This window comes from Bradyrhizobium sp. USDA 3650, from assembly GCF_054057395.1.
Window position 1 is genome coordinate 7,996,037 of record NZ_JBSRZG010000001.1, and the last position, 25,254, is coordinate 8,021,290.

Annotated in this window: 25 protein-coding genes; 12 read left to right on the forward strand and 13 right to left on the reverse strand. The window is 64.7% G+C overall.

The window, feature by feature from the left end; genetic code table 11:
- Nucleotides 1-137 precede the first annotated feature (137 nt).
- Together ACVIN2_RS37825 and ACVIN2_RS37830 are read left to right on the forward strand one after the other, a co-directional pair.
- A complete protein-coding gene (locus ACVIN2_RS37825; protein WP_456769496.1) occupies nucleotides 138-479 on the forward strand; it encodes a curlin in 342 nt (113 codons plus the stop codon).
- A gap of 20 nt (nucleotides 480-499) precedes the next feature.
- Nucleotides 500-790, forward strand: coding sequence for a hypothetical protein (locus tag ACVIN2_RS37830; protein WP_247462783.1), 291 nt, complete (start codon nucleotides 500-502; stop codon nucleotides 788-790).
- Between the two features lie 53 nt (nucleotides 791-843).
- Here the strand turns inward: ACVIN2_RS37830 and ACVIN2_RS37835 are convergent, their stop codons facing one another.
- Nucleotides 844-1,128 (reverse strand): hypothetical protein, encoded by a 285-nt coding sequence (locus ACVIN2_RS37835; protein WP_377830111.1) that lies wholly within the window; start codon nucleotides 1,126-1,128, stop codon nucleotides 844-846.
- Nucleotides 1,129-1,410: 282 nt separating this feature from the next.
- Here ACVIN2_RS37835 and ACVIN2_RS37840 point away from each other — a divergent pair, with 282 nt between their 5' ends.
- Nucleotides 1,411-1,851 (forward strand): hypothetical protein, encoded by a 441-nt coding sequence (locus ACVIN2_RS37840; RefSeq protein ID WP_456769497.1) that lies wholly within the window; start codon nucleotides 1,411-1,413, stop codon nucleotides 1,849-1,851.
- 1 nt (nucleotide 1,852) lies between these two features.
- On the opposite strand, the gene ACVIN2_RS37845 is transcribed toward ACVIN2_RS37840, so the two are convergent.
- Nucleotides 1,853-2,692, reverse strand: coding sequence for a GNAT family N-acetyltransferase (locus ACVIN2_RS37845; RefSeq protein WP_456769498.1), 840 nt, complete (start codon nucleotides 2,690-2,692; stop codon nucleotides 1,853-1,855).
- 122 nt (nucleotides 2,693-2,814) lie between these two features.
- Between ACVIN2_RS37845 and ACVIN2_RS37850 the strand changes: the two genes are divergently transcribed.
- Both ACVIN2_RS37850 and ACVIN2_RS37855 read left to right on the forward strand, forming a co-directional pair.
- On the forward strand, nucleotides 2,815-3,519 hold the full coding sequence (locus ACVIN2_RS37850; protein ID WP_456769872.1) for an SDR family oxidoreductase: 705 nt from the start codon (nucleotides 2,815-2,817) through the stop codon (nucleotides 3,517-3,519).
- 272 nt (nucleotides 3,520-3,791) lie between these two features.
- On the forward strand, nucleotides 3,792-4,613 hold the full coding sequence (locus ACVIN2_RS37855) for an outer membrane protein (RefSeq protein ID WP_456769499.1): 822 nt from the start codon (nucleotides 3,792-3,794) through the stop codon (nucleotides 4,611-4,613).
- A 66-nt stretch (nucleotides 4,614-4,679) separates the two neighbouring features.
- Here the strand turns inward: ACVIN2_RS37855 and ACVIN2_RS37860 are convergent, their stop codons facing one another.
- Nucleotides 4,680-5,843: a serine hydrolase gene (locus tag ACVIN2_RS37860; RefSeq protein ID WP_456769500.1), complete on the reverse strand. Its 1,164-nt coding sequence runs from the start codon at nucleotides 5,841-5,843 to the stop codon at nucleotides 4,680-4,682.
- Nucleotides 5,844-6,103: 260 nt separating this feature from the next.
- On the opposite strand from ACVIN2_RS37860, the gene ACVIN2_RS37865 reads away from it, so the two are divergent.
- Nucleotides 6,104-6,508 carry an ArsR/SmtB family transcription factor gene (locus ACVIN2_RS37865; protein ID WP_456769873.1) on the forward strand — a complete coding sequence of 135 codons (405 nt, stop codon included), beginning with the start codon at nucleotides 6,104-6,106 and terminating at the stop codon, nucleotides 6,506-6,508.
- A 2-nt stretch (nucleotides 6,509-6,510) separates the two neighbouring features.
- A complete protein-coding gene (locus ACVIN2_RS37870) occupies nucleotides 6,511-7,002 on the forward strand; it encodes an SRPBCC family protein (RefSeq protein ID WP_456769501.1) in 492 nt (163 codons plus the stop codon).
- Between the two features lie 121 nt (nucleotides 7,003-7,123).
- On the opposite strand, the gene ACVIN2_RS37875 is transcribed toward ACVIN2_RS37870, so the two are convergent.
- The 3 genes from ACVIN2_RS37875 to ACVIN2_RS37885 are packed head-to-tail and all read right to left on the reverse strand — an operon-like array spanning nucleotide 7,124 to nucleotide 10,256.
- A complete protein-coding gene (locus ACVIN2_RS37875; RefSeq protein ID WP_456769502.1) occupies nucleotides 7,124-8,344 on the reverse strand; it encodes an ABC transporter substrate-binding protein in 1,221 nt (406 codons plus the stop codon).
- Between the two features lie 22 nt (nucleotides 8,345-8,366).
- Complete coding sequence (locus ACVIN2_RS37880; protein WP_456769503.1) at nucleotides 8,367-9,341, reverse strand: Bug family tripartite tricarboxylate transporter substrate binding protein; 975 nt, start codon at nucleotides 9,339-9,341, stop codon at nucleotides 8,367-8,369.
- Between the two features lie 36 nt (nucleotides 9,342-9,377).
- Nucleotides 9,378-10,256 (reverse strand): IclR family transcriptional regulator, encoded by an 879-nt coding sequence (locus ACVIN2_RS37885; protein ID WP_456769504.1) that lies wholly within the window; start codon nucleotides 10,254-10,256, stop codon nucleotides 9,378-9,380.
- Between the two features lie 212 nt (nucleotides 10,257-10,468).
- Between ACVIN2_RS37885 and ACVIN2_RS37890 the strand changes: the two genes are divergently transcribed.
- The gene (locus ACVIN2_RS37890) at nucleotides 10,469-11,311 is read left to right on the forward strand and encodes a hypothetical protein (RefSeq protein ID WP_456769505.1); all 843 of its coding nucleotides are present in this window, start codon (nucleotides 10,469-10,471) and stop codon (nucleotides 11,309-11,311) included.
- Nucleotides 11,312-11,315: 4 nt separating this feature from the next.
- On the opposite strand, the gene ACVIN2_RS37895 is transcribed toward ACVIN2_RS37890, so the two are convergent.
- Together ACVIN2_RS37895 and ACVIN2_RS37900 are read right to left on the reverse strand one after the other, a co-directional pair.
- Entirely contained in the window at nucleotides 11,316-11,978 is a 663-nt protein-coding gene (locus ACVIN2_RS37895; protein WP_007611428.1) for a response regulator, read from the reverse strand.
- Nucleotides 11,975-13,360 carry a HAMP domain-containing sensor histidine kinase gene (locus ACVIN2_RS37900; RefSeq protein ID WP_456769506.1) on the reverse strand — a complete coding sequence of 462 codons (1,386 nt, stop codon included), beginning with the start codon at nucleotides 13,358-13,360 and terminating at the stop codon, nucleotides 11,975-11,977. Before ACVIN2_RS37900 ends, ACVIN2_RS37895 begins: the two co-directional genes overlap by 4 nt.
- A 190-nt stretch (nucleotides 13,361-13,550) precedes the next feature.
- Between ACVIN2_RS37900 and ACVIN2_RS37905 the strand changes: the two genes are divergently transcribed.
- Nucleotides 13,551-14,417 carry a DUF2380 domain-containing protein gene (locus tag ACVIN2_RS37905; RefSeq protein WP_456769874.1) on the forward strand — a complete coding sequence of 289 codons (867 nt, stop codon included), beginning with the start codon at nucleotides 13,551-13,553 and terminating at the stop codon, nucleotides 14,415-14,417.
- A gap of 29 nt (nucleotides 14,418-14,446) precedes the next feature.
- Here the strand turns inward: ACVIN2_RS37905 and ACVIN2_RS37910 are convergent, their stop codons facing one another.
- The 3 genes from ACVIN2_RS37910 to ACVIN2_RS37920 are packed head-to-tail and all read right to left on the reverse strand — an operon-like array spanning nucleotide 14,447 to nucleotide 17,483.
- Nucleotides 14,447-15,478 (reverse strand): L-idonate 5-dehydrogenase, encoded by a 1,032-nt coding sequence (locus ACVIN2_RS37910; RefSeq protein ID WP_456769507.1) that lies wholly within the window; start codon nucleotides 15,476-15,478, stop codon nucleotides 14,447-14,449.
- Nucleotides 15,479-15,504: 26 nt separating this feature from the next.
- Entirely contained in the window at nucleotides 15,505-16,272 is a 768-nt protein-coding gene (locus ACVIN2_RS37915; RefSeq protein WP_456769508.1) for an SDR family oxidoreductase, read from the reverse strand.
- 11 nt (nucleotides 16,273-16,283) lie between these two features.
- Entirely contained in the window at nucleotides 16,284-17,483 is a 1,200-nt protein-coding gene (locus tag ACVIN2_RS37920; protein ID WP_007603145.1) for a mandelate racemase/muconate lactonizing enzyme family protein, read from the reverse strand.
- A 179-nt stretch (nucleotides 17,484-17,662) separates the two neighbouring features.
- On the opposite strand from ACVIN2_RS37920, the gene ACVIN2_RS37925 reads away from it, so the two are divergent.
- Both ACVIN2_RS37925 and ACVIN2_RS37930 read left to right on the forward strand, forming a co-directional pair.
- A complete protein-coding gene (locus ACVIN2_RS37925; protein WP_456769509.1) occupies nucleotides 17,663-18,427 on the forward strand; it encodes a GntR family transcriptional regulator in 765 nt (254 codons plus the stop codon).
- Between the two features lie 122 nt (nucleotides 18,428-18,549).
- Nucleotides 18,550-19,914 (forward strand): MFS transporter, encoded by a 1,365-nt coding sequence (locus ACVIN2_RS37930; RefSeq protein ID WP_027518502.1) that lies wholly within the window; start codon nucleotides 18,550-18,552, stop codon nucleotides 19,912-19,914.
- Between the two features lie 9 nt (nucleotides 19,915-19,923).
- On the opposite strand, the gene ACVIN2_RS37935 is transcribed toward ACVIN2_RS37930, so the two are convergent.
- Together ACVIN2_RS37935 and ACVIN2_RS37940 are read right to left on the reverse strand one after the other, a co-directional pair.
- The gene (locus tag ACVIN2_RS37935; RefSeq protein WP_456769510.1) at nucleotides 19,924-21,174 is read right to left on the reverse strand and encodes an arsenic transporter; all 1,251 of its coding nucleotides are present in this window, start codon (nucleotides 21,172-21,174) and stop codon (nucleotides 19,924-19,926) included.
- Nucleotides 21,175-21,456: 282 nt separating this feature from the next.
- The gene (locus ACVIN2_RS37940; protein WP_456769511.1) at nucleotides 21,457-23,934 is read right to left on the reverse strand and encodes a PAS domain S-box protein; all 2,478 of its coding nucleotides are present in this window, start codon (nucleotides 23,932-23,934) and stop codon (nucleotides 21,457-21,459) included.
- A gap of 215 nt (nucleotides 23,935-24,149) precedes the next feature.
- Here ACVIN2_RS37940 and ACVIN2_RS37945 point away from each other — a divergent pair, with 215 nt between their 5' ends.
- The gene (locus ACVIN2_RS37945; protein WP_456769512.1) at nucleotides 24,150-25,232 is read left to right on the forward strand and encodes a zinc-binding metallopeptidase family protein; all 1,083 of its coding nucleotides are present in this window, start codon (nucleotides 24,150-24,152) and stop codon (nucleotides 25,230-25,232) included.
- Nucleotides 25,233-25,254: the final 22 nt, after the last annotated feature.

Sequence of the window (25,254 nt, forward strand, 5' to 3'; positions counted from 1 at the left end):
CCTCGTCGTCAGAAATGTAATGGGGGCAAGCGATGAAATGCGCTAGGCTACTCCTGGCATTGGCGGCATTGTTCGCCGTCAGCGTCGCGTCCGAGGCATCCGCCGGATCCGTCCAGCGCGGCGTAACGAACCGGAACGTGAGCATCGAAACGGTCGTGCAGTTCGGCAACAATGTCCAGCCGGTCACGATCGAAGAGAACAGCCGCATCAATATCGCGCGTGTCATCCAGATCGGCGGCACGGGGACGGTCGATGCGACGATCATCCAGAACGGCACGCGAAATTACGTCGATGTGATCCAGGTGGGTGGCACAACCAATGTGGCGATCGGTCAGTCGGGCGTGAGCAACATTGCCGACATCACCCAGGTCGGCAATTCCACCAACGCTCTCCTGCTCCAGATCGGAGATATGAACACGGGAACGGTGCGACAATTCGGGCGCTTCAACTGGCTGTCGATATTTCAGTTCAGCCGGTGATCGAGAAGGTGAGGTGCAATATGAGGTTCATCGCGCTCGCAGCAGGAATGAGCATCATGATGGCAATGGCAGCGGGGCCGGCCGGAGCCGGCGAGTCAGGTGACGGCCACACGACCGTAGTTCAGGACGAGAACGGCACGTCCGTCATCACCCAGAGCGGCGATCCGGCGCAGGCCGAGGTCAAGATCGAGAAAGAGCCTGGGCGCACCACGGTCTATCGCCGCAGCGGTGGCAACACCGCCATCGTGACGCAGGGCACCGGAAATGCGCAGGACATGCTGGATTGGCTGCGCAAGCAGCAGGGCCGTTGACGCACGAAGGCCCACCGTCCGCGATGGACGATGGGCCAGATCGTGAGCGGGCGTTACCAGCTGCGATAGACGCCGGTCAGCGTGCCGTTGTTGTTGCCCTCCGGGCCGACATCGCCCTGCGTTGAGCTCGGCGCAGGATGGTTGGTGCCGTTGAGTGCACCGTATGGTCCAGCGACATCCGGATAGTACGCGCGGGGCTGAACCGGTTGGTAAGCGGGGGCGGTGCGGTCCCAGCCCGCGCGCGATCCGTTCCAATCATAGCCCTGGGCCGAGGCGGCCGTCGTGCCCGCGACGAGTGAAGCCGTGATCAGGCAGAGGAGTTTCGATTTGTTCTGCATTGGAGATGCTCCTTGCTTGTGTCGGGAGCCAACGACCGCAGTGCGGGAGCGTTCCGGGCGTTATCGGCCGAAGCGATCAACTCCGATCAACTGGTTATGAGGTCCGTCGTCCACGGAACAAGGCGACATCAGCCGGAATACCGGGCGTCTTGCCGCAGCCTGTTCCCTGTTAAACCCGTGCCTTAACCAATAATTAATTATACGTTTGCGGGTGGGCGACAGCCCGGCCTAGCGTGTCGTGGGGAGCCGCTATCCGCGAAGCCAAACGAGTTGGTGCGTATCATGATGTCCAGATCATTTGGGGCGTTGCTCGCCTCGCTCAGCGCAGCCGCGCTGCTCCTTGCCCCCGGCGATAGTTTTGCCCGACCCGGCGGCGCCGTCGCGCATGCCGCCACGCCTTCCGGTTCGGCGGCGCGTCCGCCGATTGCGCCGGGGGCCAGGTTCCGTGGTCGCAACACGCCCTGGGTCTACTGGCCGGGCGGCGGCGGGTTCTACTACGACAATGCAGGTTACGGTCAGCCTTTCGCCGAGACCGCCCAGCCCGTCTCGAACGACGTGCGCTACACCTATACGTACGACGTTCCCTGGGACTGGACGCATCGCTTCCCGCCGAACGTGGTGCCGTCCGACCGGCCCTACGTGCCGAGCTGTCCGACGGAGCAGGTGACTGTGCCCGGCCGCGGCGGCGGCGAGCACACCGTCAACATCATGCGCTGCTACTGAGCTAGCCCAGCTCGAAACTGGTCACGCCGAAGACGCGGTCGATCCGCAGCGGCGCGATCGGTCCCGTGTACATCCGCGCCGTCTCGAACACCGGCTTCAGCCCCAGCGATTCCGCAAGTGCAATCGCCTCGCGATTGACGGCGGGGACGTCGAGGAAGATCTCGCCGTTTGCGCTTTCCAGCAAGGCCTGCACGATCGCCTCCGCCGCCGCGCGGTCGTCGGCGACGAGCGGGCCGATCTTGCGGCCGGCCCGGCACGGCCGGATCACGCCCCATGCGGCGAGCTTGCCGTCGCGCAGCAGCGCGCGACCGATATGTCCTGATGTGCCGATCCAGGCACGCAGGAAGGCACTGCGCGGAGCCGGGAACAGCGTTGCATCGTCGGCTTCAACGAGCGCGAACGGGATCGTGTCGAGCGCAACGACATCGGCGGGCGGCCTCGGTGGGGCGGCGACGTTGCCGCCATAGCGGATATTGGCGTAAGCCAGCTGGAAGCCGGACTTCCTGTAATTGTCCTGCTGCGCCACCACGCCGTCGAGGCCGATCACGCGCGTGCCAGCATGCGCGATCGCCGCGTTCCAGATGCGCAGGCCGTGGCCTCTGTCGCGTAAACCCGATCGCACGATGTAGAAGCCGAGAAAGGCGAAGCGATCGTCATAGTTGACGCAGGAGACGGTCGCGACCGGCTCGCCGTCGATCTCGCCGACAAAGAAGCCATGCGCGTCCGGAATCGAGAAACAGTCCGCGTCGGACAGGCCCGGATTCCACCCTTCCGCCGCGGCCCACTCGACGGCGATGGCGATCTCCTCGGGGCGCAAATTGCGGATCTGCAAATCGCTCATGTTTCAAGTCGCTTTCGACGGTGGACCTTCCGGCCGGTCCGGCGGTAGAAGGCCTCATGATAGGCCGGGCGCGCGGCTCGCCTCCACGATATCACAGAGGATGATCGGTCATGGCAGCAGAGATGGCAGCAGAGAAGGTCGCGCTCGTGACCGCCGGCGGCAGCGGCATGGGGGCAGGGGCTGCGCGCCGGCTCGCAGCCGACGGCTTTCGCGTCGCCATCCTGTCCTCCTCAGGCAAGGGCGAGGCGCTGGCAGCCGAGCTGGGCGGATTGGGGGTCACCGGTTCCAACCAGTCGAACGATGATCTGAGGCGACTTGTCGACGGGGCGATGGCCAAATGGGGATGCATCGACGTGCTCGTCAACAGCGCGGGCCATGGCCCCCGCGCGGCGATCACAGAGATTACCGACGAGCAATGGCACACCGGCCTCGATACCTATCTGCTCAACGTGATCCGTCCGACCCGGCTGGTGATGCCAATCATGCAAACGCAAAAGGGCGGCGCCATCATCAACATCTCGACCGCCTGGGCATTCGAGCCGAGCGCGATGTTTCCGACCTCTGCAGTGTTCCGCGCTGGCCTTGCCGCCTTCACGAAGATATTCACCGACACCCATGCCGCCGACAACATCCGCATGAACAATGTGCTGCCGGGCTGGATCGACAGCCTGCCGCAGCTGGATGCACGCCGCGACAGCGTGCCGATGCGGCGCTACGGCAAGGTCGAGGAGATCGCCGCGACGATCTCGTTCCTGGCGTCCGACGGCGCGGCCTACATCACGGGACAGAACATCCGTGTCGACGGCGGACTGACGCGTTCGGTCTGAGAGGCAGGGATTCGAATCGCGTTTCGCGCCCTTGTCGCGATGCGACGCGGACGTGCGTCGTGCGCCACGGAGCAGGGATGACGCGTGGCCCCTCGGTCACACCCGTCGCGCGTTCGCGCGCCGCACGGCCCGCACTACGTCACAGTCCCTATGAACTTCGCTGCAGCCCAAGACGGCAAGCAGTCCACGCCCTATGCCCGATCTGCGCCGGACAACTTCCGCCCGCGCGCATTCGAAACGCGAGATCAATCGCGTGAGGCAAGGAGACTGGAATGAAGAAGTTTTTGCTGGCGGTTGCCGCGGTTGTCTTGGGCTCCGCATCCGTGCAGGCGGCCGACCTCGCGGCGCACTACACCAAGGCGCCGATGATGGCGACGGCCTACAACTGGACCGGCTTTTACGTCGGCGGCAATGTCGGCGGACAATGGGGCAGCGCCAATCCCGCCAGCTCGACCGCGGTTGCTCCCTTCGGCTATTTCGCGGACACTAGTGTCACTGCGATTGCTGCGGTCGGCGCCCAGCGCGTCAACAGCTCCAGCGTCACGGGCGGTCTCACCGCCGGCTACAACTGGCAGGTCAACAATGCCGTGCTCGGCCTAGAGGGCGACATCAACCATTTCGGCTTCAAGGGCAGCGCGTCCGGGTCGGCGCTCTATCCCTGTTGCGCCCCGACCGGCTTCACGGTGTCATCTTCGGTCTCGGCCGACTGGCTCGCCACCATCCGCGGCCGCATCGGCTTCCTCGCGGCTCCGACCTGGCTGCTCTACGCCACCGGCGGCGCGGCCATCGCCGAGGTGAAGGGCAATTTCAATTTCACCGATACATTCGCCGCCGCGACCGAGTCGGCCGCGATCCGCGACACGCGGCTCGGCTGGACCGCAGGTGTGGGCACCGAATATGCCGTCGGCGGCGGCTGGTCGCTCAAGGCGGAATATCTCTACGTCGATCTCGGACGTAGCACCGTGACCAGCACCAATTTGCTTGGCGGCGCGTTTCCGACCAACGTCTTCACCCATTCGGTCGATCTCAAATCGAACATCGCGCGCGTGGGCGTGAACTACAAGTTTGGCGGACCCATCGTCGCCAGGTACTGAGCTTCATTCCTGATCTGGCGTGGAAAGCCCCGGCTCAGCTGGGGCTTTCTGTTTTCAAGGATGCGTTCAGTGCGGGCCCATGAGCTTCGCCAACGCCGGCAGGATCCTGTAGCGCGCGATCTCGTGGGGATATTCGCCGCGATTGGCGAGCAGCACGATCCCGATCCGCTGCGCCGGCACGAGGCCGATATAACCGGAGGCATTGTTGAGCCCGCCCGGTTTGTCGACGACGGCGACGCCTGGAAGACGCACCGTCTCCCAGGCCATTCCCTGGCCGAACTTGTCGTCCACGCGGAAGATCTCGTGCTGCGTCATCCGCAACGCCTCGCGCAAGTGAGGCTCGATCGACCGCCCGTCAACGCACGCAGCAACGAATGCGGCGAGATCCCGCGGCGGGGAAAACATCTGGCCGGTGCCGGGGAAATCAAAATAGCTCTGCTGGTTGCCGATGGGGCCGATCGCCATGCCCTGATCCGAGTAGCCCTGGACCGCGCGCTGCATCCAGGCCTCGTCCATGACGGCACGGCTGTCTTCGCCGCGTTCGGGCACGGAGGTCGCATTCATGCCGATCGGCTTGAAGATGCGTTGTTCGAACAGGGTCGAGATCGGAGCGCCGTAACAGCGCTCGAGCACGAGTTGAAGCAGCACGTAGCCGGCGTGGCTGTAGACGCGCTGCTTGCCGGGCGCTTCGCCGGCTTGCGGTCTCCAGCTGTTGAACATGTCGATGAGCTGCGCGCGGGAAAAAATGTCGCTTGGCCAGGGCGGATGGTCGGTCGGCAGCAGCATGCCTGAGGTGTGCGTGACGAGTTCGCCGACGGTGATGCGGCGGACATAGTCGCCGGTGAGCTCCGGGAGATATTTCGCCAGACGATCGTCGAGCCGTAGCTCGCCGCGGAGGGTGCCGAGCGCGACCAGCGTCGCCTCGAACGGCTTGCGTAGCGAACCGAGGTTGAACAGGGTGTCCGGCGTGACCGGCCTTTGCGTGGCGTCGTCGGCAAAGCCGTAGTTGAAGAACTCGACATGGCTGCCGGCATAAAGCGCGGCGGCGAGACCGCCCGGCTGGTCCGGCGTCGCAGTCGGCGCCAACTCGGTCGCGACGATGTCGCGCATCTGCGCGATCATGTCGGAATCCGCCGCGGCGCCGCGCGGCCAGGCAAGCGCGAGGGGAACGAGCGCAGCCCGGGCGAGCGCCCGTCGGGTGAGGTATGATGAGGTGACAACAGACGGCACGGCTCTGGCGCAGGATTCGATGCGCCCCCGGTCTCTTGTAGCGGGAAGGGCGGTGCCTCCCTATTCACGATTGCGCGTGGTGGGTTCCGCGCGAATGGTTCGTAGCCTGGATGGAGCGAAGCGCAATCCGGGTTACCGCCTCACGGAGAGATTCCTGGATTACGCTTCGCTCCATCCAGGCTACCCGTCGGCAAAATTTAACTTAGCTAATTGGCTAACAATTATTGACGCCGGATGGCGGCAACCCTATAGTTAGCTCCATGGCTAACCAATTATCCCGACTCGATCAGGTTTTCGCGGCGCTTGCCGATCCCACCCGGCGGGCGATCGTGATGCGGCTCTGCGCCGGCGAGGCGTCGGTCGGCGAGCTTGCCGATCCTTTCGAGATGGCGCTGCCGAGCTTCATGAAACACATCCACGTGCTGGAGATGAGCGGTCTCCTCCTATCTGAGAAATCGGGGCGCGTGCGCACCTGCCGCCTCAGTCCTGACGCGCTCCTCACTGCGGAGGACTGGTTCCAGCATCAGCGCGCGATCTGGGAGGCGCGGCTTGATCGCTTCGAAGCCTATGTGATGAAGCTGAAGAAAGACAGGGCGGCTGCCAAGCGGCCGTCCAAGACAAGTAACAAGACGACCGGCAAGACAACCAAACGGAAAGGTTCCTGACGATGACGAATTCTGCCAATCCCGCTTTGTCGCAATGGTCGCTCGACCGCGAGATCGTGATGTCGCGCGTGATCGACGCGCCGCGCGATCTGGTGTTCGAAGCGTGGTCCGACCCGAAGCACCTGCCGCAATGGTTCGGGCCGAAGGGTTTCAAGCTCGAGACCTTCGAGATCGACGTGCGGGTCGGCGGCGTCTGGCGCTTCAACATGATCGGCCCGGACGGCACGGTCTACCCGAACCGCATGCGCTTCCGCCGCATCGAGCGACCGTCGCTGATGGAGATGGATCACGGCGACGACCAGGATGAGGATCCCGGAATGTTCCGTTTCACAATCACCTTTGCCGAACAGAGCAACGGCAAGACGGTTCTGATGATGCGGCAGCTGGCCTCGAGCACGGCGCAGCGCGACGGCATGATCAGCTTCGGTGCCGTCGAATACGGCTACCAGACGCTCGACAAGCTCGCGGCCTATGTGGGCGGGATGAAGAGGTAGGGCGGGCAGCTACCTTCCTCCTTCATATCGAGGAGGCCGCGGAGCGGCCGCCTCGATGCACGAGGACCATCGGTGAGGCCTTTTTCTTCAAGGCGCGCGCCCCTCAGGACGAGGGGCGGCTTCATTCCTTCGCCTCGTCCGTGACGATGTCGCCGAGTTTCTGCCAACGCTGGCCGTCGAACTGCACCATCTGGAACTGCTTGTTGACGCGGTAGTCGGTCGGCGTCGTCGTCACCGAGATGCCCGGCAGCGTCAGGTCGAGTGTGATGTTGTTCAGGCTGGCGGCCTGGCGCATCACGTTCTCGCGCGTGAGATCGTCGCCGCATTGTTTCAGCACCTGCACCAGCAGCTGTGCGGTGATATAGCCGTAGACGTTCAGGTTCGAATCCTTGTCGCCCTCCGGGTAGTATTGGGCCATGAAAGCGAGATATCGCTTCATGCCGGGATCGTCCTTCCATTCCGGATCGGCTGAATCCTTGACATATCCGACGCTGACGACGCCCTTGGCGTTATCGAGTCCGGCGGGTTTCAGCACCGCGCTGACTGAGGAGGCGTTGATGTCGATGATGTGCAGCGGCTTCCAGCCGATCTCGGCGACCTTCTTGATCGCCTGCGCGGCCTGTTTCGGCGTCGTGGCGCTGAACAGCACGTCGGCACCGGCATCCTTCAACCGCAGGATCTGCGAGTCGATGGTCGGCTCGGTGATCTCGTAGGACGTCTCGGCGACGATCATCTTCGACTTGTCACCGAGACCTGCCTTGAAGCCGGCGAGGTAATCCTTGCCGAGATCGTCGTTCTGATAGAGCACGCCGACCTTGGCGTTCGGATGGTTCTTCAGAAGATATTGCGCGTAGATCCGGCCCTCGACGAGGTAGGACGGGTTGAAGCCCATGGTCCAGGGGAAGTTCTTCGGATCGGTGAAACGCGCCGCGCCCGTTGCCGCGAAGAGCTGCGGGACCTTCTTGGCGTTGAGATATTTTTGCACGGCGACATTGGGCGCCGTGCCGATGATTTGAAAGGTCAGCAGCACCTCGTCGCTTTCGACCAGCTTGCGGGTCTGCTCAACCGTCTTCGGAGGCGAATAGGCATCGTCATACTGGATCAGATTGACCTTGCGGCCGTTGACGCCGCCCTGATCGTTGATCATCTTCATGTAGGCGGCCTGGGTCTTGCCGATGATGGCATAGGCCGAGGCCGGCCCGCTGAGCGGGACTGTCTGGCCGACCTTGATCTCGGTGTCGGAAGCGCCGGGATCGTATTTCTTCTGCGCCTGTGCCGCCGGGATTGATAGCGCGAGAGTAATCGCGGCTGCCGCGACACGTTTGAGACGTAGTTTTTTCATTCCCATTCCCTGTTCGTGACTGTCACTCGCCCTTGAGGCCGGCCTCGCGGATCAGCCCGGTCCACTTTTTTGTTTCGTTGTCGATGAACTGGCCGAATTCGGCCGCGGTGCCGGCGCGCACTTCGAGGCCCTGGGCGGTCAGCTTGTCCTTGATCGCCGGCTCGGCCAGCGCGCGCAAGACTTCGGCCTGCAGCTTGTCGACGATGGCGCGCGGCGTCGTCGAAGGCGCCATGAAGCCGTACCAGCCGGCCGCGGCCACGTTGGGAAAACCCTGCTCGCGCAGGGTCGGCGCTTGGGGATAGAGCGCGCTGCGTTCGGCTGATGCGACGCCGAGCACGATGAACTTGCCGCTCTGGATGTAGGGCAGTGCGGTCGGCAGTGCCGTCAGCGTGGCATCGACGCGGCCGGCGAGCAGCTCGGTGTAGGACGCCGCATCGCCACGGAAGGGAATGTTGAGCCCCTTGACGCCGGCATCCCTGAACAGGAGTTCGCCGGCAAGATGCGGCTGCGAGCCGGCGCCGGGCGAGGCGAAGGTCAGGCCATCCGGCTTCGATTTGCCGTAGGCGATCAATTCGGGGAGCGTCTTGAACGCCGCGTCCGCGCTGATGATCAGGAACAGCGGCGCGATCACCGTCATCGCGACCGGCTGCAGGTCCTTGCGCTCATAGGTCAGCTTGCCGAACAGGGCTTCGGCGGTGGCGTAGGGCGCCGCGACATAGAGGAGCGTGTAGCCGTCGCCCGGCGCATGCGCGACCGTGTCGTTGGCGATGCGGGTGCCGGCGCCCGGCTTGTTCTCGACGATGAACTGTTGGTGCAGGCTGCGGCCGAACTCTTCGGCGAGCAGCCGCAGCGAGATGTCGTTGGAGCCGCCGGGCCCGTAAGGCGAGATCAGCCGCACCATGCGCGACGGCCAGGCGTCCTCAGCGCGTGCGGCGAATGGAAGTCCGGATAGCGAAAGGGCGAGGGTGCCCAAAAATGTTCGCCGTGTGACGGTCATGGTGGCCTCCCGGTGGCGGAGCGCCGATTGTCTTGTTCATCGCCTGGCGCTCTTCTTGTTTTGCTTTTGTGTTTCGGTGGCCGGCGCCGCCCCAATCATGGTGCGGATGCTGTCGGCAAGAGCGGCAATGCGCGGGCCGATCTCGCCCTCCAGCTGGCCGGGCTGGAGCCGGAACGCAGGAATGCCGCAATTGATCGAAAAGGCCTGCTTCGCCTCACGCGCATGAAACAGCGGCGCCGCGACGGCATGGATCGAGGCGATGTACTCGCCGAAGCAGGTGCAGAAGCCGCGGCTGGCGCATTGTGCGAGGCCGGCGCGGTAGGTCTCGCGGAAGGCCGACCACAGCTCGGTATCCTCGCTTGCAATGCGCTCTTCGAGCAGCGCGGCATCGGCCTGCGGCAAGGTCGCCGCCGCGGCACGGCCCATGGCCGTCATCACCACGGAAATGGGCATGCCGATGTCGGGGACGTGCGGGCCGACGTCGCCGGAGCGCGCGGTCTCGACATAGATCATGGAGGTCGCATCGAGCAGGCCGATCGAGACCGTGCCGCGCACGCTTTGTGCCAGCTCCTGCATCATCGGACGCGCGACCTGGCGGAACTGCATGTCGGCGAGCAGCGGATGCGCCATGCGGAGTGCGCGCGCGCCGACGCGATATTTGGCGCGTTCAGCATCGTAGCGGAGGTAGCCGAGCTCGGCGAGCGTATGCGTCAGCCGCGCCACCGTCGGGCGCGGAATCCCGGTCAGCGTCGACAGCTCCATGTTGCCGAGCTGCGTCGCCCCCGCCTTGAACGCTTCCAGCACCACGAGGCCTTTTGCGAGCGTCGTCGCGAACGCAGCGTCGTCGACGCTGTCCGCCAGCACGGCGGCGGCGGACGAGGAGGCGCGGATCGGTTTGGACGCGGTTTTGGCCATGCAGGCTTTTAATGAACCTGGTCCCGCCCGTTGTCCAATAGATTCAGGAAACGGACTTTTATGTCCACTATCCGGACGTACGGCCGCTTGGCGGAGGGGAATAAAATATGCGCGAAGAGCTCCGCCGCACACAGATTTTCGTCGTGATTCCGTGGCTTGTTGTGACAGGATTATTACGACTGAATGTCATATCGATTACAGCGGAGCGATTCATGTTGCAGTGGCAGGCGCGGACAAATCCCCTCGCGTGGTGGTGGGGGTCCCTGACGCTGGTCAGTGCTGCCAACATTCTCGTCTGGTTCATGCTGTACCGCGAGTTCTACCCGACGCCTTCAGGCAGCATCAGCGGCGGCTCCGACATCGGGCTGATGTTCCTGCTCTGCGCCGGCTATGTCTTCGGCTGCGCCTTCCGCTCGTTCCTGCCGCGCGCCGACGTGCAGCGCATCTGTCTGTTCGACACCTGGCTCTCCAGCGTCTTCGTCGGCCGCACCGTCGCGACCGTGGCCGAACTGTGCTTCGCCGCGCAATGGGCGGTCATCCTGCATCAGCTCGGGACCATGACGGGCGCCGAGACGGTCGTGAACATCGCGTGGGTGATCGTGCCCATCATCATCATCGCGGAGTGCTTCTCCTGGTATGCGGTGGTGACGACCAACTTCCTCTTCAACGCGATCGAGAACTCGCTGTGGGCGGTGACATTCTTCCTTGCGGGCATCGCGCTGTGCCGGCTGATGCCGGAATTCCAGGGGCCGGTGCGTTGGGCGCTGATTGCCGGCATCGTCGGCATCGCCTGCTTCCTGGCCTTCCTCGTCACCGTCGACGTGCCGATGTATCTCAGCCGCTGGCGGGCAGGGCATGAAGAGGGCAACAGATTGCTCGGCTTCCTCGAAGGCCTGCATGACGTTTCGACGCGCTGGGTTGTGACCCACGACATTGCGCACTGGAAGGGCGAGCTGACCTGGATGTTCCTGTATTTCACCGCCGCCGTGTGGTCGAGCCTCGCCCTCTGTGCGCTCTACGCGATGGAAGGCTATCTCACGCGCTATCTGGCCTGAGCGATCAGGCCTCGCCGAGATCGACCTCCGTCAATATTCCCTGACGCAGCGCCAGCCGGACCAGCTCGATGTCGGAGCCGACACCGAGCTTGTCCTTGATCATGGAATGCAGGTTCGCCACCGTCTTGGGGCTGACATGGAGCGTCTCGGCGATCTCCTCTGTCGTGTTCTCGGCGAGCAGCAGCCGCAGCACCTCGAACTCGCGCGGCGTGAGGACGTCGGCGGCAGAGCTTTCGCCGGCGAGCCGGCTCAGCGCCAGCTCATGGTCGATGTCGGGGCTGATCGCGATCTTGCCGGCGAGCACGTCCATCACGGCGCGCACCAGCGTCTCTGGCGGACTGGTCTTGGTGACGTAGCCCCTGGCACCGGCGCGGATCGCCTGCACGGCAAAGCCGGCGTTTTCATGCATGGTGAAGACGAGGATTCTCGCGCCCTTGTCCCACTGCCTGATGCGCCTGACCGCCTCGATGCCGCCGATGCCGGGCATGCTCAGATCCATGATGACGAGGTCGGGCGCCTCCGATTTGTAGAGACGGTAGGCCTCCGCGCCGTCGGCGGCTTCGGCGATGACGCGTAGTCCCGGCTGCTTCTGGAGCACGGAGCGGTAGCCCTCGCGGACGACGGAATGGTCGTCGACCAGCAGAATGGTGGCATCGGCCGCGCTCATGCGGCGTGCTCCAGCGGCGGCCGATCGGCGGCTGCGAGCGGAATGACCACGCGCAGTGCGGAACCGCCGTTCGGCGCGGCCTCGAAGCTCAATTGGCCGCGCAAAGCCGCGACGCGCTCGCGCATGCCGAGCAGGCCCATTCCCGATTTCGCGACGGAATCGGTCGCGCGTCCGTCATCGTCGATCGCAAGCGCGATCTCGCTCGCCCCCATCGTCAATTCCAGGCTGACTCGCGTGGCGACGGCATGCTTGGCAGCATTGGTGAGCGCCTCCTGCACGATCCGGTAGAGGCTGGCGCTGATCGTGGCCGGCAGGGTCTCGAATGCGCCGTCGAACCGGATCGAGAAGCGCGTCTCGCCGCGGCTGCGCCCGTTCCAGCCCGCGACGAGGCCTTCGAGGCTGGCGACGAGCCCGAGCTCCTCGACATCGGGCGGCCGCAGCCGGAATAGCGTGCCGCGCAATGTCTCCATCATGCCGGTTGCGGTCCGTGCGATGCCGTCGCATTCGCCAAGCAGGGAAGGGCAGTCCTGCGCGGCGGTCTGGCGGGCGGAGGAGGCGAGCGCGCGGATGGCGGCGAGCGACTGGCCGAACTCGTCATGCAGCTCGCGCGCGAGATGGCGGCGCTCCTCATCCTGGAGCGCGATCAGCTTCCGCGTCAGCTCGCTGCGTTCGGCAAGCGCGGTCTCGAGGCTCTCGGCGAGATGGTTGAAGCCGTCGCGGATCGCGGAGAGCTCGGCAAGGTCGAACGGCGGCAGCCGCGTGGTGAGATCGTTGGCGGCAATCCGCTCGAGGCCGGTGCGGATCATACGGGTGGGGCGCAGCGCGCGTGCCAGCGCGGCGTAGACCAGCGCGCAGAGCAGCGGCAGCGCGATCGCCAGCGCGAGCATCAGGCGGCCGGCCTCGTGCCAGGCCTCCGCAGTCTGCACGGCCGGCTCGACCGAGACCACGGCCTCGCCGAGCTTCGTCCCGCGCACGATTACCGGCCGTGCCGCTTCTCGGCCGGGGTCGAACAAGCCGCGATAGAAGGCCGTGAACGCTTGCGGCGGCGGGTTCGCCGGAACGGGCGCGCCGCTGCAGAAGCGCTGGAGGACGTCGCCGCTGGTGCCGCGGAACGCCAGGCACAGGCCGGGCGTCATCACATAAGCCGAAACGGGGTCGAGGTTGGGAAAGTCCGAGCGCGGGCTGGCGACCCACTGGATCTTGCCCTGCTGAAGCTCCAGCGTCTTGGCCACGATGGCGGCGATATCGTCGAGGCGCGCATGCGCCGCGCGGTCGGCCGTAATCAGGAAATAGGCGGAGATCGCGGCGAAGCAGGCGGCCGATATCGCGGCCACGCGCAACGTCAGACGGACTTTGAGATCGAACCTCGGGCGGTTCCACATCGGCGGGCACCTGGTGCGAACGGGTTGTCGCGACCGCATTAAACGGCAGAACGCATCCGGCGCAAAGCCGCCATGCGTGAGTGCGGTGCACCGTCGTGAAAATTTCCCGGTCATCGCCGGGACCGGCGCTGCTGCGAGCCCTGATTGCGCCGTCCAGATTGGCGCGCCGCTCCGTCATACGAGGCACATTATGCACCTGCGCCGGTTGATCTTGTCTGCTTGTCTCCTCCTCCTTCTCCCGGCGTCTCACGCGCTGGGCGGCGCCGAGACCGCCATCGGCATCGCCATGGACGATTTCAGTTATACCGATACGTCGGCTGAACCCGCCAACCAGACCGCCGCCCACGAGCGACGGCTGGCGGCCTTCATGGCCGCGCTCCGGCAAATTATCGGCGGAGATCGGCGCTACCGGCTGGTGCCGTCGGCCCAGGACGGCGCGGCGTTCAAGGTGATCGGCGGCATCCAGAAGACGAGCACGCTGGTGCAATGGGCCAAGATCGCCGTGATCGACGTCGGCGCCAGGAAGGTCGTGATGGACAAGCTCTACACCTTCCGCGGCGACAATGATGAATCATGGGAGCGCGCCGAGATCTTCGTGTCGCGGGAGATCATGGCCGCACTCGCCACGCCTGCGCCGATTGCAATGGCCGTCTTCGATTTCGAGCTGGAGGATACGACCGCCGCTTCGGCTGGCGCGTCGGCCACATCGGATGCGTCATATCTGGCCGAGGCCACCGGCAGCGTGCGCGAGGCGCTGGGTCGATCCGGCCGTTACCGCATCGTCGATGTCGGCGGCGAGGCGCTGAAGGCGCGTGCGTTGCGCGACTGCGACGGCTGCGAGGCGGCGATTGCACAGAAGCTCGGCGCGGACCAGTCGCTGATCGGCGTGGTGCGGCGGGTCAGCCGCACCGAATACACGCTGGGCTTCCAGGTGCGCGACGCCAGGACCGGCGCGGTGCTGGCACGCGGCGACAGCGGCCTGCGCCTGGGCGCGGACTATTCGTGGAAACGGGGCGCGGTGCGGTTGGTCAGCGACCGGTTGATCGAGAACCAATAGCAACGGCCTCAGTCAGAACGTCACCTGGCTCAGAACGTCAGCTGCACCTTCATCGACTGCGAGCGGTCGCTGGCGAGCTCGAACGCCGCGACCGCGTTCTCGAACGGCATGGTCGCCGTGATCAGCGGCTTCACGTCGATCAGGCCTTCGCCCATCAGCCGCACCGCCAGCTCGAATTCGGGATCGAAGCGGAATGTGCCGCGGAGCTGCAATTCCTTGGCGACGATGGAGTTGATCGGCAGCGTCATCTCGCCGCCGAGGCCGAGCTGCACCAGTATGGCGCCGGGCCTGAGCACGTCGAGTGCGGTGCGCAGTGCGGCCTGGTTGCCCGAGGCTTCGAACAGCGTGTCGAACACACCTTTGCCGGTGCGCCACGGATCGAGCGCCGTGGCGTCGGCCGCGACATTGATGGCGTGAGTGGCGCCGAGCTTCCTGGCGACGGCAAGCGGCGCCTCCGCGACGTCGGTGACCACGATCTCGGCCGCGCCGCCGAAGCGCGAGACCAAAATCATCAGCGCGCCGATCGGACCGCAGCCGGTGATCAGCACGCGCTTGCCGAGCAGAGGCCCGGCCTGCTTGCCGGCATGCAGGCACACCGCGAGCGGTTCGGCGACCGCGGCTTCCGCCAGCGACAGCTTGTCGGCGATCGGAACGGCCTGCGCCGCATCGACCGTGATGAATTCGCGAAAGCCGCCCTGCACATGGGGAAAGCGCATGGCGCTGCCGAGGAAGCGCATGTCGAGGCACTGGTTGCGCATACCCTCCTGGCAATGCAGGCAGCGGCCGCACGGCTTGCTCGGATTGACGGCGACGCGGGTGCCCGGCTTCACGTTCGTGACGCCGTCACCGGCGGCTGCGACCACGCCGGCGATCTCGTGCCCCAGCGCCATCGGTTGCTGGATGCGCACGACACCGAAGCCGCCGTGATGATAGTAGTGCAGATCGGACCCGCAGATGCCGCCGTTCGCGATCTTGACGCGGACTTCACCCGGGCCGGGCGCTGCATCCGGATAGAGATCGATCCGCAGATCTTTCGGTGCGTGAATGACGACGGCGCGCATGGTTGGCTCCCTCAGCGTTTCGCGGCTTACATCGCAGCGATCATGCCGCCATCGACATAGATGATCTGGCCGTTGACATAGGTCGAGGCCTCCGACGCCAGGAAGATCGCAGCGCCCACCAGCTCGTCCGGTCGGCCCCAGCGCTTGGAGGGAACGCGGCCCATCAGCCAGGTGTTGAAATCGGTGTTGTTGACCAGCGCCTCGTTCATGTCGGTCAACATATAGCCGGGGCCGATCGCGTTGGCCTGGATGCCGTGCTGGGCCCATTCCACCGCCATCGAGCGGGTCAGGTTCTTGATGCCGCCCTTGGCGGCAGTGTAGGGCGCAATCGTGGGACGCGCGAGCTCGCTGCCGAGCGAGCCGATATTGATGATCTTGCCGTGCTTGCGCGGGATCATGCGCTTGGCCGCCTCGCGACCGATCACGAAGGCGCTGGTGAGGTTGGTCTCGATCACCTTGCGCCACTCGTCGGTGGTGAACTCCACCAGCGGCTTGCGGTGCTGGATGCCGGCATTGTTGACGAGGATGTCGACCGCAATGCCCTTGTTGTCGAAGTCGTTGAAGGCGGCGACGATCGCGGGCTCGTCGGTGACGTTGAAAGCGGCGCCTTCGGCCTGATGTCCGGCGGCGCGAAACTCGGCGACGGCCTGCTCGACGCGCTTGGGATCGACGCCGTTGACGATGATCCTGGCGCCGGCCTTGGCCATGCCTTCGGCGATGGCGCGGCCGAGACCGCGGGAGGAGCCGGTCACGAGCGCGGTGCGGCCGGAAAGGTCGAAGAGGGCGGTGCTCATCTCAAGAATCCTCAGACGTTGGAACGGCGCACGGTCAGATCGGAGCGGTCGAAGACGGCAGGCAGAAGGTCGACGCCCAGGCCGGGGCCTTCCATCGGATAGACAAAACCGTCCTTGATCGTGGGCATGGTGGTCACGAGCTCATTGTACCAGCCCTTGTAGAAGGCGCGCACCGATTCCTGGATCAGCGTGTTGGGCTGGCTGAACGACATGTGGATGGCGGCGATGAAGCCGATCGGGCCGATGCAGTCGTGGGGCGCGAAGGGCCGGTGATAGGTCTCGGCCATCGCCGCGATCTTGCGACCCTCGGTGAGGCCGCCGGTCCAGCACAGATCCGCCATCACCACGTGCATGGCGTCGCGGTCGAGCATGTCCTTGTACGGGAAGCGCGAGCCGAGCGTCTCGCTGGCGCAGACCCAGACGTCGGTGCAGCGGGCGTATTCGGCCAGCGCCTGCGGCGAGTTCATCCGGATCGGATCTTCGTACCAGGTCGGCTTGTAGGGCTCGAGCGCGCGCGCGATCTGTTTGGCGGTCGGCAGGTTCCAGAGCGAGTGAAGCTCGACCATGATCTCCATCTTGTCGCCGACCGCTTTTCGGATCTTCTCGAACGGCTCGATCGCCTGCTTCATCTGCGCGGCCGAGATGTAGAGACCCTTGTTCTCTTGGGCCGCCGGATCGAACGGCCAGATCTTCATGGCGGAGATGCCGCTCTCCAGCAGGTTTTCGGCGAGCGCATCGGCGTTGTTCATGAAGCCGTCGAGGTCTTCGTAGGGCCCCTTGGAGCCACCGAGATTCCAATTCGCGACCGGGCTGATATTGGTCGAGCGGACATATTGCGTGCCGGCGCAGGTGTTGTAGATGCGCTGCTTGTCGCGGCAGAGGCCGCCGAGCATCTGGTGTACCGGCTGATTGCAGACCTTGCCGAACAGGTCCCATAGCGCGATGTCGATTGCCGAAGCCGCGCGATATTCGACGCCGGTGGACGACTGCGCCATCGGCAGGTTCAGCATGTCGCGATGGATCGCCTCGATGTGCAGCGGATTGCGGCCGAGCAGGCGGCCGGCAAAGGTGTCGTGAATCTGGGCTTCGACTGCGCCGGCGCCGTAAAAGGTTTCGCCGAGACCGATCATGCCCGTGTCGGTGTGGACGCGCACCCAGATGACGTTGGAGAATTCTTCGGTGCGCAGCGTTTCGATCGACGTGATCTTCACGGCAATACTCCTCCAATCGCAGGCGCGCGCAGCGCCGTCTTGTTGTCATTCTGCACCGCAGCATGGTGCGGGCACGGGCGGAGTCTTACGCCCGCTTGTAATATATCACAACATGTTTTAGGGATATCACCAACAAGGCGCGCCCTTCAACGACGGCGCGGGCTGAGGGGAGAGACGAGATGGCAACGCGCAAGCGCGCGCTCGAGGTGGTGAGGAACGACGACGGCGAGGGCAAGCCCTCCCGGCGCAATCGTCTCAACTTCTTTGAGCTCGCCTATCAGAGGATCGAAGAGCTGCTCGTCCATTGCGAGCTCAAGCCCGGCCAGTTCATGACGATGCTGGAATTGCAGCACATCACCGGCTTCGGCCGTACGCCGGTTCATCACGCCGTCAATCGTCTCTCCGCCGATACATTGATCATCATCCGTCCGCGCCACGGTCTGCGCATTGCGCCGATCGATCTGGCACGCGAGCGCATGCTGCTGGCCTTGCGCCGCGACATGGAGCGCTTCGTGATCCGGCTTGCGGCCGATCGCGCCAGCCTCTCGCATCGCAATCAGGCGCTGCATATCGAGCGACTCTTGCGCGAGCGCCGCACCACTCTGACCCTCGATGAGTTCAATCATATCGACCGCCGCATCGACGCGCTGGTACTGGAGGCTGCAGGCGAACCGTTTCTGGTGCACACGCTGCGGCCGTTGCACACGCTGTACCGGCGCATCGGCTACATCCACCACCGGTTCATGCCCGGACAGGCCGAACTGTCAGGAACAATCGACCATCATCTGGCTATTCTTAATGCGGTTGCCAATCGTCGTGTCGAGGATGGGGTGAAGGCGAGCGATGCACTGATCGACTACATGGGCGAGATGTTCACCGGCATGGAGGTGGGGATCGACCCGCGCCTGCTCGATTGCAGCATCGAGCCGCTGCTTGGCACGTAGAGCATGATCCGGAAAAGTGTGTAGCGGTTTTCCGAAGAGATCATGCTCAAACAATGAAGCCAAAGCGCGTTGACGATCCTGATCTCATCGCGCTTTAGAGAGTTTTGAAGAGAGGACCAAAGATGTCGACGATGGCGATGCCACAACCGACCGCGAGCGAAGCCGCGGTCCGCTACCTCATCACGAACTACAGTCCCAAGGGCAACAAGGTCGGCTGGCTGATGATGGCCTCGATCCTGGTCGAAGCCTGGGACCTCTATTCGATCGCTTTCGTGCTGATCTTCATCAAGGAGCAGTTCAATCCCGATCCGCTGATGCTGGGCCTGGCCGCGGCTGGAACGCAAGGCGGCGCCATGATCGGCGCACTGCTCGGCGGCTGGCTCTCCGACAAGATCGGCCGCCGCGTCATGTTCCTGGTGACGATGGTGCTGTTCATCGTGCTGGCGCTGGCGCAGGCCTTCGTGCCCAGCGTCGGCTGGCTCGTCGTGATCCGCTTCCTGCTCGGCATTCCGCTCGGTTCGGACATCTCGACCGGCTACACCTACATCATGGAATCCATGGCCAAGGGTGAGCGCGAAGTCATGGGCAACCGCTGGCAGTTCATGTTCGCGGTCGGCGAGGTCCTGACGATCGGCGTCATCGTGATCTTCCTGCTGCTCGACATTCACCACGAGACGCTGTGGCGGGTGACGCTCGGCCTCGGCGCGCTTCCGGCGCTGATCATCCTGGTGATGCGCCACGACGTGCCTGAGACGGCGGTGTGGCTGGTGCAGAAGGGACGCTACCGCGAGGCCAAGCAGGTGGCGCGCGAGATGTTCAACGACGATCTCGCCATGCTGCCGGACCATGACGTGGAGGTGCCCAAGGTCTCCACCCGCGCGTTCCTCGCCGACCTCAAGAAGGATCCGATCCGCTGGCGCGCCACGATCTACGGCTGGATCGCCTGCTTCGCGCAAGCCAGCGAGTTCTCGACTTTCGCGTTCTACCTGCCGGTGCTCTTTGTGATGGTCGGCGTGTCGAGCGTGCTCGGCATCAATCTGGTGACGATGGCGCTGTTCTCGTTCGCCGCCGTGTCGGGCTGGGTCGGTCCGCTGTTGACGCCGAAGATCGGCCATCGCGGTATCTCGATCGCGGGCTTCTCGATCGTGCTGGTCTCGCTGCTGGTCGCGGCCTTCGCGCTCTACACCGATAACAAGATCCTGCTGCCGTTCGCGGCTGCCGCGATGCTGTGGGGCCATTATTGGGATGCGTCGAACTGCATGACGATCCCGACCATGGTCGCCAAGCCGAAATATCGCGGCACCGCCAGCGGCTTCGCCTACATGTTCGTGAAGCTGCCGTCGTTCCTGGCGATCTTCCTGTTCCCGACGGTGTTCGCTGCGATCGGGCAGGCGAATGCCACGCTGATGGTGGCGATCTTCCCGCTGATCGGATTGCTCGCCGCGATCTTCATCCTGCCGGAAGTCTATGGCTACGAGAACGATTGATCTCGCGAGTTACCTGATCGCGGCAGCCAATGCTGCGATCAGGGCTGGCGGGGTCACCAGCAGTCCGAGCTTCAGGAACGGCCAGGCGCCGACTTCGATCTTCTCCCGCCGCAGCGCCACCAGCCACAGGATGGTGGCGAGCGAACCGGTCACCGACAGATTCGGCCCGAGGTCGACGCCGATCAGGATGGCGCTGACGACCGGTGCGGGCAAATGATCGCTGGCGGCGACCGAGCCTGCAATGAGGCCGACGGGAAGATTGTTGGCGATATTGTCGGCGATCGCGGTGGCGATGCCGACGCTCCAGGCCGCCTTCGTCACGGATTGCCCGACAGCTTCGTGCAGCAGCGCGCTGAGCTGCCCGATCACGCCGGTCTTGATCAGCGCTTCCACCATCACGAACAACCCGCCGACCAGCGGTAGCACGCTCCAGGAGACGCCGCGCAGCACGGGGAGCGGCGATTGCCGGCTGAGCAGCAGCACGATGGCGGCCGTCGCCACGCCGCAGACGAAGGTCGGCAGGCCCAATTGCTTGTCCAGCGCGGAGGCCGTGACCAGCACGACGCCGATCGCCACGATGCCGATAGCCGCCAGCTTGCCGCCGCGGCCGAGCTTTGGATGCGGCACGCTGCGCGCGATCGTCTCTTCCTTGAGGGCGCGGTGTTGGGTCAGCCGCAGCACGACGTATGTCAGCAGGATCGAGGCCGCCGAGGGCAGGGCGAACAGGCGCAGCCATTCGGTGAGCTCGGGCATATGCGCCCCGAACACGACGAGATTGGCCGGGTTGGAGATCGGCAGCACGAAGCTTGCGGCGTTGGCGATGAAGGCGCAGACGAAGAGATAAGGCAGCGGCTTGGCGCCGGCGGCGCGCGTCGCGGCGTAGACGGCGGGCGTCAGCACGATCGCGGTGGCGTCGTTCGAGAGCAGGACGGTGACGAGCGTGCCGACGATATAGATCAGCAGGAACAGCCGCTGCGGCGAACCGCTGGCATATTCCACGGCGAGCGCCGCGAGATAGTCGAACAAGCCTTCGAGCCGCGCCAGCTCGGCGATCAGCATCATGCCGATCAGGAAGAGATAGACATCGACGCCTTTCTCGATGCCCGTGAGCGCATCCCGCCACGGCAGCAAGCCGAGCAGCACCAGTGCGCTGGCGCCGATGACAGCCCAGATCGCCTCCGGCAGGCGAAAGGGCCGGATGATGACACCTGCTGTCGCGGCGACGATGATGCTCCAGGCCAGGATGGCGTCAGACGGCACGTTCGATCCCTGAGATGTGTCGGTTCATTCGGCAGCGATAGCGGAAGCCGTTGCCGATGTCTTCCCCTGCGGGCGCGGACCGCCATCTGTGATTTGCCGCGTCTCGGGCCCGAGCTTCAGTCCACAATTTGTTCAAAAGCCTGTTGGGCTGGAGGGGGCGCGAGCGCCGTCATTGCGAGGAGCGCAGTGACGATGCAATCCAGACTGTTCCCGCGGAAAGATAGATTGCTTCGCTGCGCTCGCAATGACGGAGTTTGTGCCAGCTTCGTGCAATCATAGCACTCACCGCGTCACCGACGGCTTTGCCGTGATCGCCTTGCGCAGGATGCGCGACAGCAATTCCACCGAATACGGCTTCTGGATCAGCTCGAAACCGCGATCGGCGTTCTCGGCGAGAACGTTGCTGTAACCAGAGGTGAGCACGACGGGCAGGCCCGGATAGCGTTCGCGGATGATGCCGGCGAGCTCGACGCCGTTCATGCCGGGCATGATGACGTCGGAGAAGACGAGGTCGACCGCGAACTCGTTCTCGCCGAGGATGGCGAGCGCCGCATTGGCGTTGGCGGCGCGGCGGACGACATAGCCGAGGTCTTCCAGCAGCTCCGTGGAGAAGCGGCCGACCTCGTCGTCATCTTCCACCACGAGCACGCGATAGCCGCGCCCGGTGGCCGCGGCCTCATAGGTCAGCGCCGCGGCTTCTTGAGCTGTCGCGGGGCTATGCGCCCGCGGCAGATAGATGGTGAAGGTCGCGCCTTCACCATGCGTGCTCGTCACGGCGATGTCGCCCTCCGACTGCTTTGCGAAGCCGAAGGCCTGGCTCAGGCCGAGGCCGGTACCCTTGCCGACCTCCTTGGTGGTGAAGAACGGCTCGAAGATGGCCTCGATGTTTTCCGGCGCGATGCCACTGCCTGTGTCGGCGACCGAGATCGCGACATAGTCGCCGCCGCGCGCCGATTGCGCGCGCAGGTTAGGGATGCCCTGGACTTTCCGGACCGCTATCGTGAGGCGGCCTTCGCCGCCCATGGCGTCGCGGGCGTTGATGGCGAGGTTGATCAGCGCGGTCTCGAATTGCGCGATATCGGCGACCGTGAAGCAGTCGCCATCGTGAACCTCGACCGCGATTTCGATGCGGCCACCGACCAGCGGCCGGACCAGTTGCGCGACGCCTTCAACCTGGCTGCCGACGTTGAAGATCTGCGGTTTGAGCGGCTGCCGGCGCGCAAACGCCAGCAACTGGGCGGTCAGCTTGGAGGCACGCTCGACGGTGTCGGAGATGGCATCGACATAGCGGCGGCGCCGCTCCTCCGGCAGCTCGCGGCGGCGCAGGAAATCGGTAGCCGAGCGGATGATGGTGAGCAGATTGTTGAAATCGTGCGCGACGCCGCCGGTGAGCTGGCCGATCGCCTCCATCTTCTGCGATTGCCGCAACGCTTCCTCGCCGCGGCGGCGCTCGGTGATGTCGACAGCCTCGGGCACTGCGCCGGTGATGTTGCCATGGCGGTCGAGCACCGGGCGCATGCCGAACTCGAAATCGCGCTCGCCGATGGGAAGGCGCAGGCGCATCTCCAGCCGCACGGCTTCGCCCTTGAGCACGGTGTCGAAGGCCTCGCGCACCCGCGCGCTCATGCCCTCCGTCGTGCTGAACCAGGGCGTCTGCCACAACGGCTTTCCAATCACGTCCGCAGGGCTCGCCTTGATGGCGTCGAGCACGGTCGTGTTGGCGTAAAGCAGCTCGCCCCTGAGATTGACGAGGCCCTGGTACTGGTTGCTGGTCTCCAGGATCGCGCGCAGCCGCGCCTCGTTGGATTCGAGCTCGGCGGTGCGCTCGACGATGCGTTCTTCCAGCGTCTCGTTGAGCTGCCGCAGCTCGATCTCGGCCTGCTTGGCCACCGTGATGTCATGGGCAACACCGATGAAGCCGATATGCCTGCCGGTCGGATCCCAGCGCGGCTGCGATTCCGAACGTAGCCAGCGCCATTCGCCGTCGGCATTCTTGTAGCGGGCTTCCAGCACGAACGGTTTGAGCGATGCTTCGCCCTGAACGGATTGCTGCAGCACATGCGGCAGGTCGTCCGGATGCAGCACCTTGCGCCAGTCGAAGGAGATGGCCTGGTCGTAAGGCAGGCCGACGAAATCGACATAGGCTTGGTTGGCGAAGGACCGTGTGCGGTCGAGTTTGGTGACCCAGATCGGCACCGGCGCGCTGTCGGCGATCAGCCGGAAGCGCTCCTCGCTCTCGCGCAGGGTCTCGCGCACCAGCATCTGGTCGGTGACGTCAATATGGGCGCCCATGAGGCGCAGGGCGCGGCCGCCACCGTCGCGCTCGATCTTGGCAACGACGCGGATCCAGCGGGTCTCGCCGTCGCTGGGGCGGATGATGCGGTATTCGGCGGTGTAGTCCTCGCTGCAGCCGGACAGCGCATCGATGAAGTGCTTCACCGTAGCGTCGCGGTCGTCGGGATGAATGCGATTGATCCAGTCCTCGTGCGACTCGTCGGCGGCTTCCGGCGGCAGGCCGTGGAGCATCAGATATTCCGGCGAACGGCGGTTCTTGAAGCCTTCGCGGAAGTCGACCTCGAGACCGCCGACCTTGCCGATGCGCTGGATGCGCGCAAGCTCGGCTTCGCGTTCCTGGAGCGCGCGATAGGCGTTGTCGCGCTCGCGCGCGACGTCTTCCAGGTGCTGGCGCAGCCTTTCGGCGGCGATGGTCTCGGGCAAAGGATCGTTCAAGGCATTGGCCGGGGTGATGCGAGAGCGCACGTGGCGGACGGATATTCACACAGACGAAGCGTGATGGCCATTGCCCAAAGGGTATATGGAGAGAAAGGCGCCGCCGAATGCAGTGTGGCGGGCATGAAAGAACGCCGGGTCTGGCTATTTGTTCCGAACCTTGGAACGATGAGCCCTCCGCGCGCGTATCCGCGAGGCGCCACAACTTTCATTCATAAAAACTCGCTTTCCGAAGAGGCTAAATCTTGAAGCTTTTTGTCTGCCAGGCCTGCGGCAACGTCATCTATTTCGAGAACCGCGCCTGCGAACGCTGCGGCCATCGTGTCGCGTTCCTGCCCGAGAAGGAGACCATGTCGGCGATCGAACCCGACGGAGAGGCTCAAGGCGGGACCTGGCGGACGTTGGCCACCGAGGGCGAAAGCCGCATGCTGTGCAGCAATGCCGAGCATGATGCCTGCAACTGGCTGACGGACGCGGGCGACACTACCGGCTATTGCCGCGCCTGCCGCCATAACGGCGTCGTGCCGGACCTGTCGGATCAGGCGCAACTCGCTGGCTGGCGCGAGCTGGAGATGGCGAAGCACCGGCTGTTCTATTCCCTGATCCGCTGGAAGCTGCCGCTCCAGACCCGGCAGGACAATCCCGAACATGGCCTGATCTTCAATTTCCTCGCCGACGATCCGCAGAGCGGGCAGAAGGTGCTGACCGGCCACGACAACGGCCTGATCACGATCGCGCTGACCGAGGCCGACGACATCGAGCGCGAGCGGCGCAGGCTGGAGATGGGCGAGCCCTACCGGACGCTGCTCGGGCATTTCCGCCACGAGGTCGGGCACTATTTCTGGGACGTACTGGTGCGCGACGGCGGCAAGCTCGACGAATGCCGTGCCGTGTTCGGCGACGATTCCGCCGATTACGGCCAGGCCTTGCAGCGCCACTATGCCGAAGGCGCCCCGCCGGACTGGCAGCAGAACTACGTTTCTGCCTACGCGACGACGCATCCGTGGGAGGATTTCGCCGAGACCTGGGCGCACTATCTTCACATCGTCGACACCCTGGAGATGGCCAGCGAGTTCGGCATGGAGGTGCGGCCCAAGGTGGATCGCGACGGGGAGTTGACGGCGCGCATCCGCTTCAACCCCTACGAAGCGAGGGACGTCGAGGCGATCGTCAACGCATGGCTGCCCTTCACCTTCGCCATGAACAGCGTCAACCGCGCCATGGGCATGCGCGACCTCTATCCGTTCATCCTCTCGCCGGTCGTCGTCGCGAAGCTCGGCTTCATTCACGGCCTGGTCCGGGACGTGGGCAAGGCCGGGAAGCCGTAGGCCGTCGGCGGGCCTGCCAGGG

Excerpts from the sequence above, each read along its gene's own strand:
- ACVIN2_RS37830 (WP_247462783.1), top strand. The coding sequence starts at position 500 with ATGAGGTTCATCGCGCTCGCAGCAGGAATGAGCATCATGATGGCAATG.
- ACVIN2_RS37835 (WP_377830111.1), bottom strand. The coding sequence starts at position 1,128 with ATGCAGAACAAATCGAAACTCCTCTGCCTGATCACGGCTTCACTCGTC.
- ACVIN2_RS37840 (WP_456769497.1), top strand. The coding sequence starts at position 1,411 with ATGATGTCCAGATCATTTGGGGCGTTGCTCGCCTCGCTCAGCGCAGCC.
- ACVIN2_RS37845 (WP_456769498.1), bottom strand. The coding sequence starts at position 2,692 with ATGAGCGATTTGCAGATCCGCAATTTGCGCCCCGAGGAGATCGCCATC.
- ACVIN2_RS37850 (WP_456769872.1), top strand. The coding sequence starts at position 2,815 with ATGGCAGCAGAGAAGGTCGCGCTCGTGACCGCCGGCGGCAGCGGCATG.
- ACVIN2_RS37855 (WP_456769499.1), top strand. The coding sequence starts at position 3,792 with ATGAAGAAGTTTTTGCTGGCGGTTGCCGCGGTTGTCTTGGGCTCCGCA.
- ACVIN2_RS37865 (WP_456769873.1), top strand. The coding sequence starts at position 6,104 with ATGGCTAACCAATTATCCCGACTCGATCAGGTTTTCGCGGCGCTTGCC.
- ACVIN2_RS37870 (WP_456769501.1), top strand. The coding sequence starts at position 6,511 with ATGACGAATTCTGCCAATCCCGCTTTGTCGCAATGGTCGCTCGACCGC.
- ACVIN2_RS37875 (WP_456769502.1), bottom strand. The coding sequence starts at position 8,344 with ATGAAAAAACTACGTCTCAAACGTGTCGCGGCAGCCGCGATTACTCTC.
- ACVIN2_RS37880 (WP_456769503.1), bottom strand. The coding sequence starts at position 9,341 with ATGACCGTCACACGGCGAACATTTTTGGGCACCCTCGCCCTTTCGCTA.
- ACVIN2_RS37885 (WP_456769504.1), bottom strand. The coding sequence starts at position 10,256 with ATGGCCAAAACCGCGTCCAAACCGATCCGCGCCTCCTCGTCCGCCGCC.
- ACVIN2_RS37890 (WP_456769505.1), top strand. The coding sequence starts at position 10,469 with ATGTTGCAGTGGCAGGCGCGGACAAATCCCCTCGCGTGGTGGTGGGGG.
- ACVIN2_RS37895 (WP_007611428.1), bottom strand. The coding sequence starts at position 11,978 with ATGAGCGCGGCCGATGCCACCATTCTGCTGGTCGACGACCATTCCGTC.
- ACVIN2_RS37900 (WP_456769506.1), bottom strand. The coding sequence starts at position 13,360 with ATGTGGAACCGCCCGAGGTTCGATCTCAAAGTCCGTCTGACGTTGCGC.
- ACVIN2_RS37905 (WP_456769874.1), top strand. The coding sequence starts at position 13,551 with ATGCACCTGCGCCGGTTGATCTTGTCTGCTTGTCTCCTCCTCCTTCTC.
- ACVIN2_RS37910 (WP_456769507.1), bottom strand. The coding sequence starts at position 15,478 with ATGCGCGCCGTCGTCATTCACGCACCGAAAGATCTGCGGATCGATCTC.
- ACVIN2_RS37915 (WP_456769508.1), bottom strand. The coding sequence starts at position 16,272 with ATGAGCACCGCCCTCTTCGACCTTTCCGGCCGCACCGCGCTCGTGACC.
- ACVIN2_RS37925 (WP_456769509.1), top strand. The coding sequence starts at position 17,663 with ATGGCAACGCGCAAGCGCGCGCTCGAGGTGGTGAGGAACGACGACGGC.
- ACVIN2_RS37930 (WP_027518502.1), top strand. The coding sequence starts at position 18,550 with ATGTCGACGATGGCGATGCCACAACCGACCGCGAGCGAAGCCGCGGTC.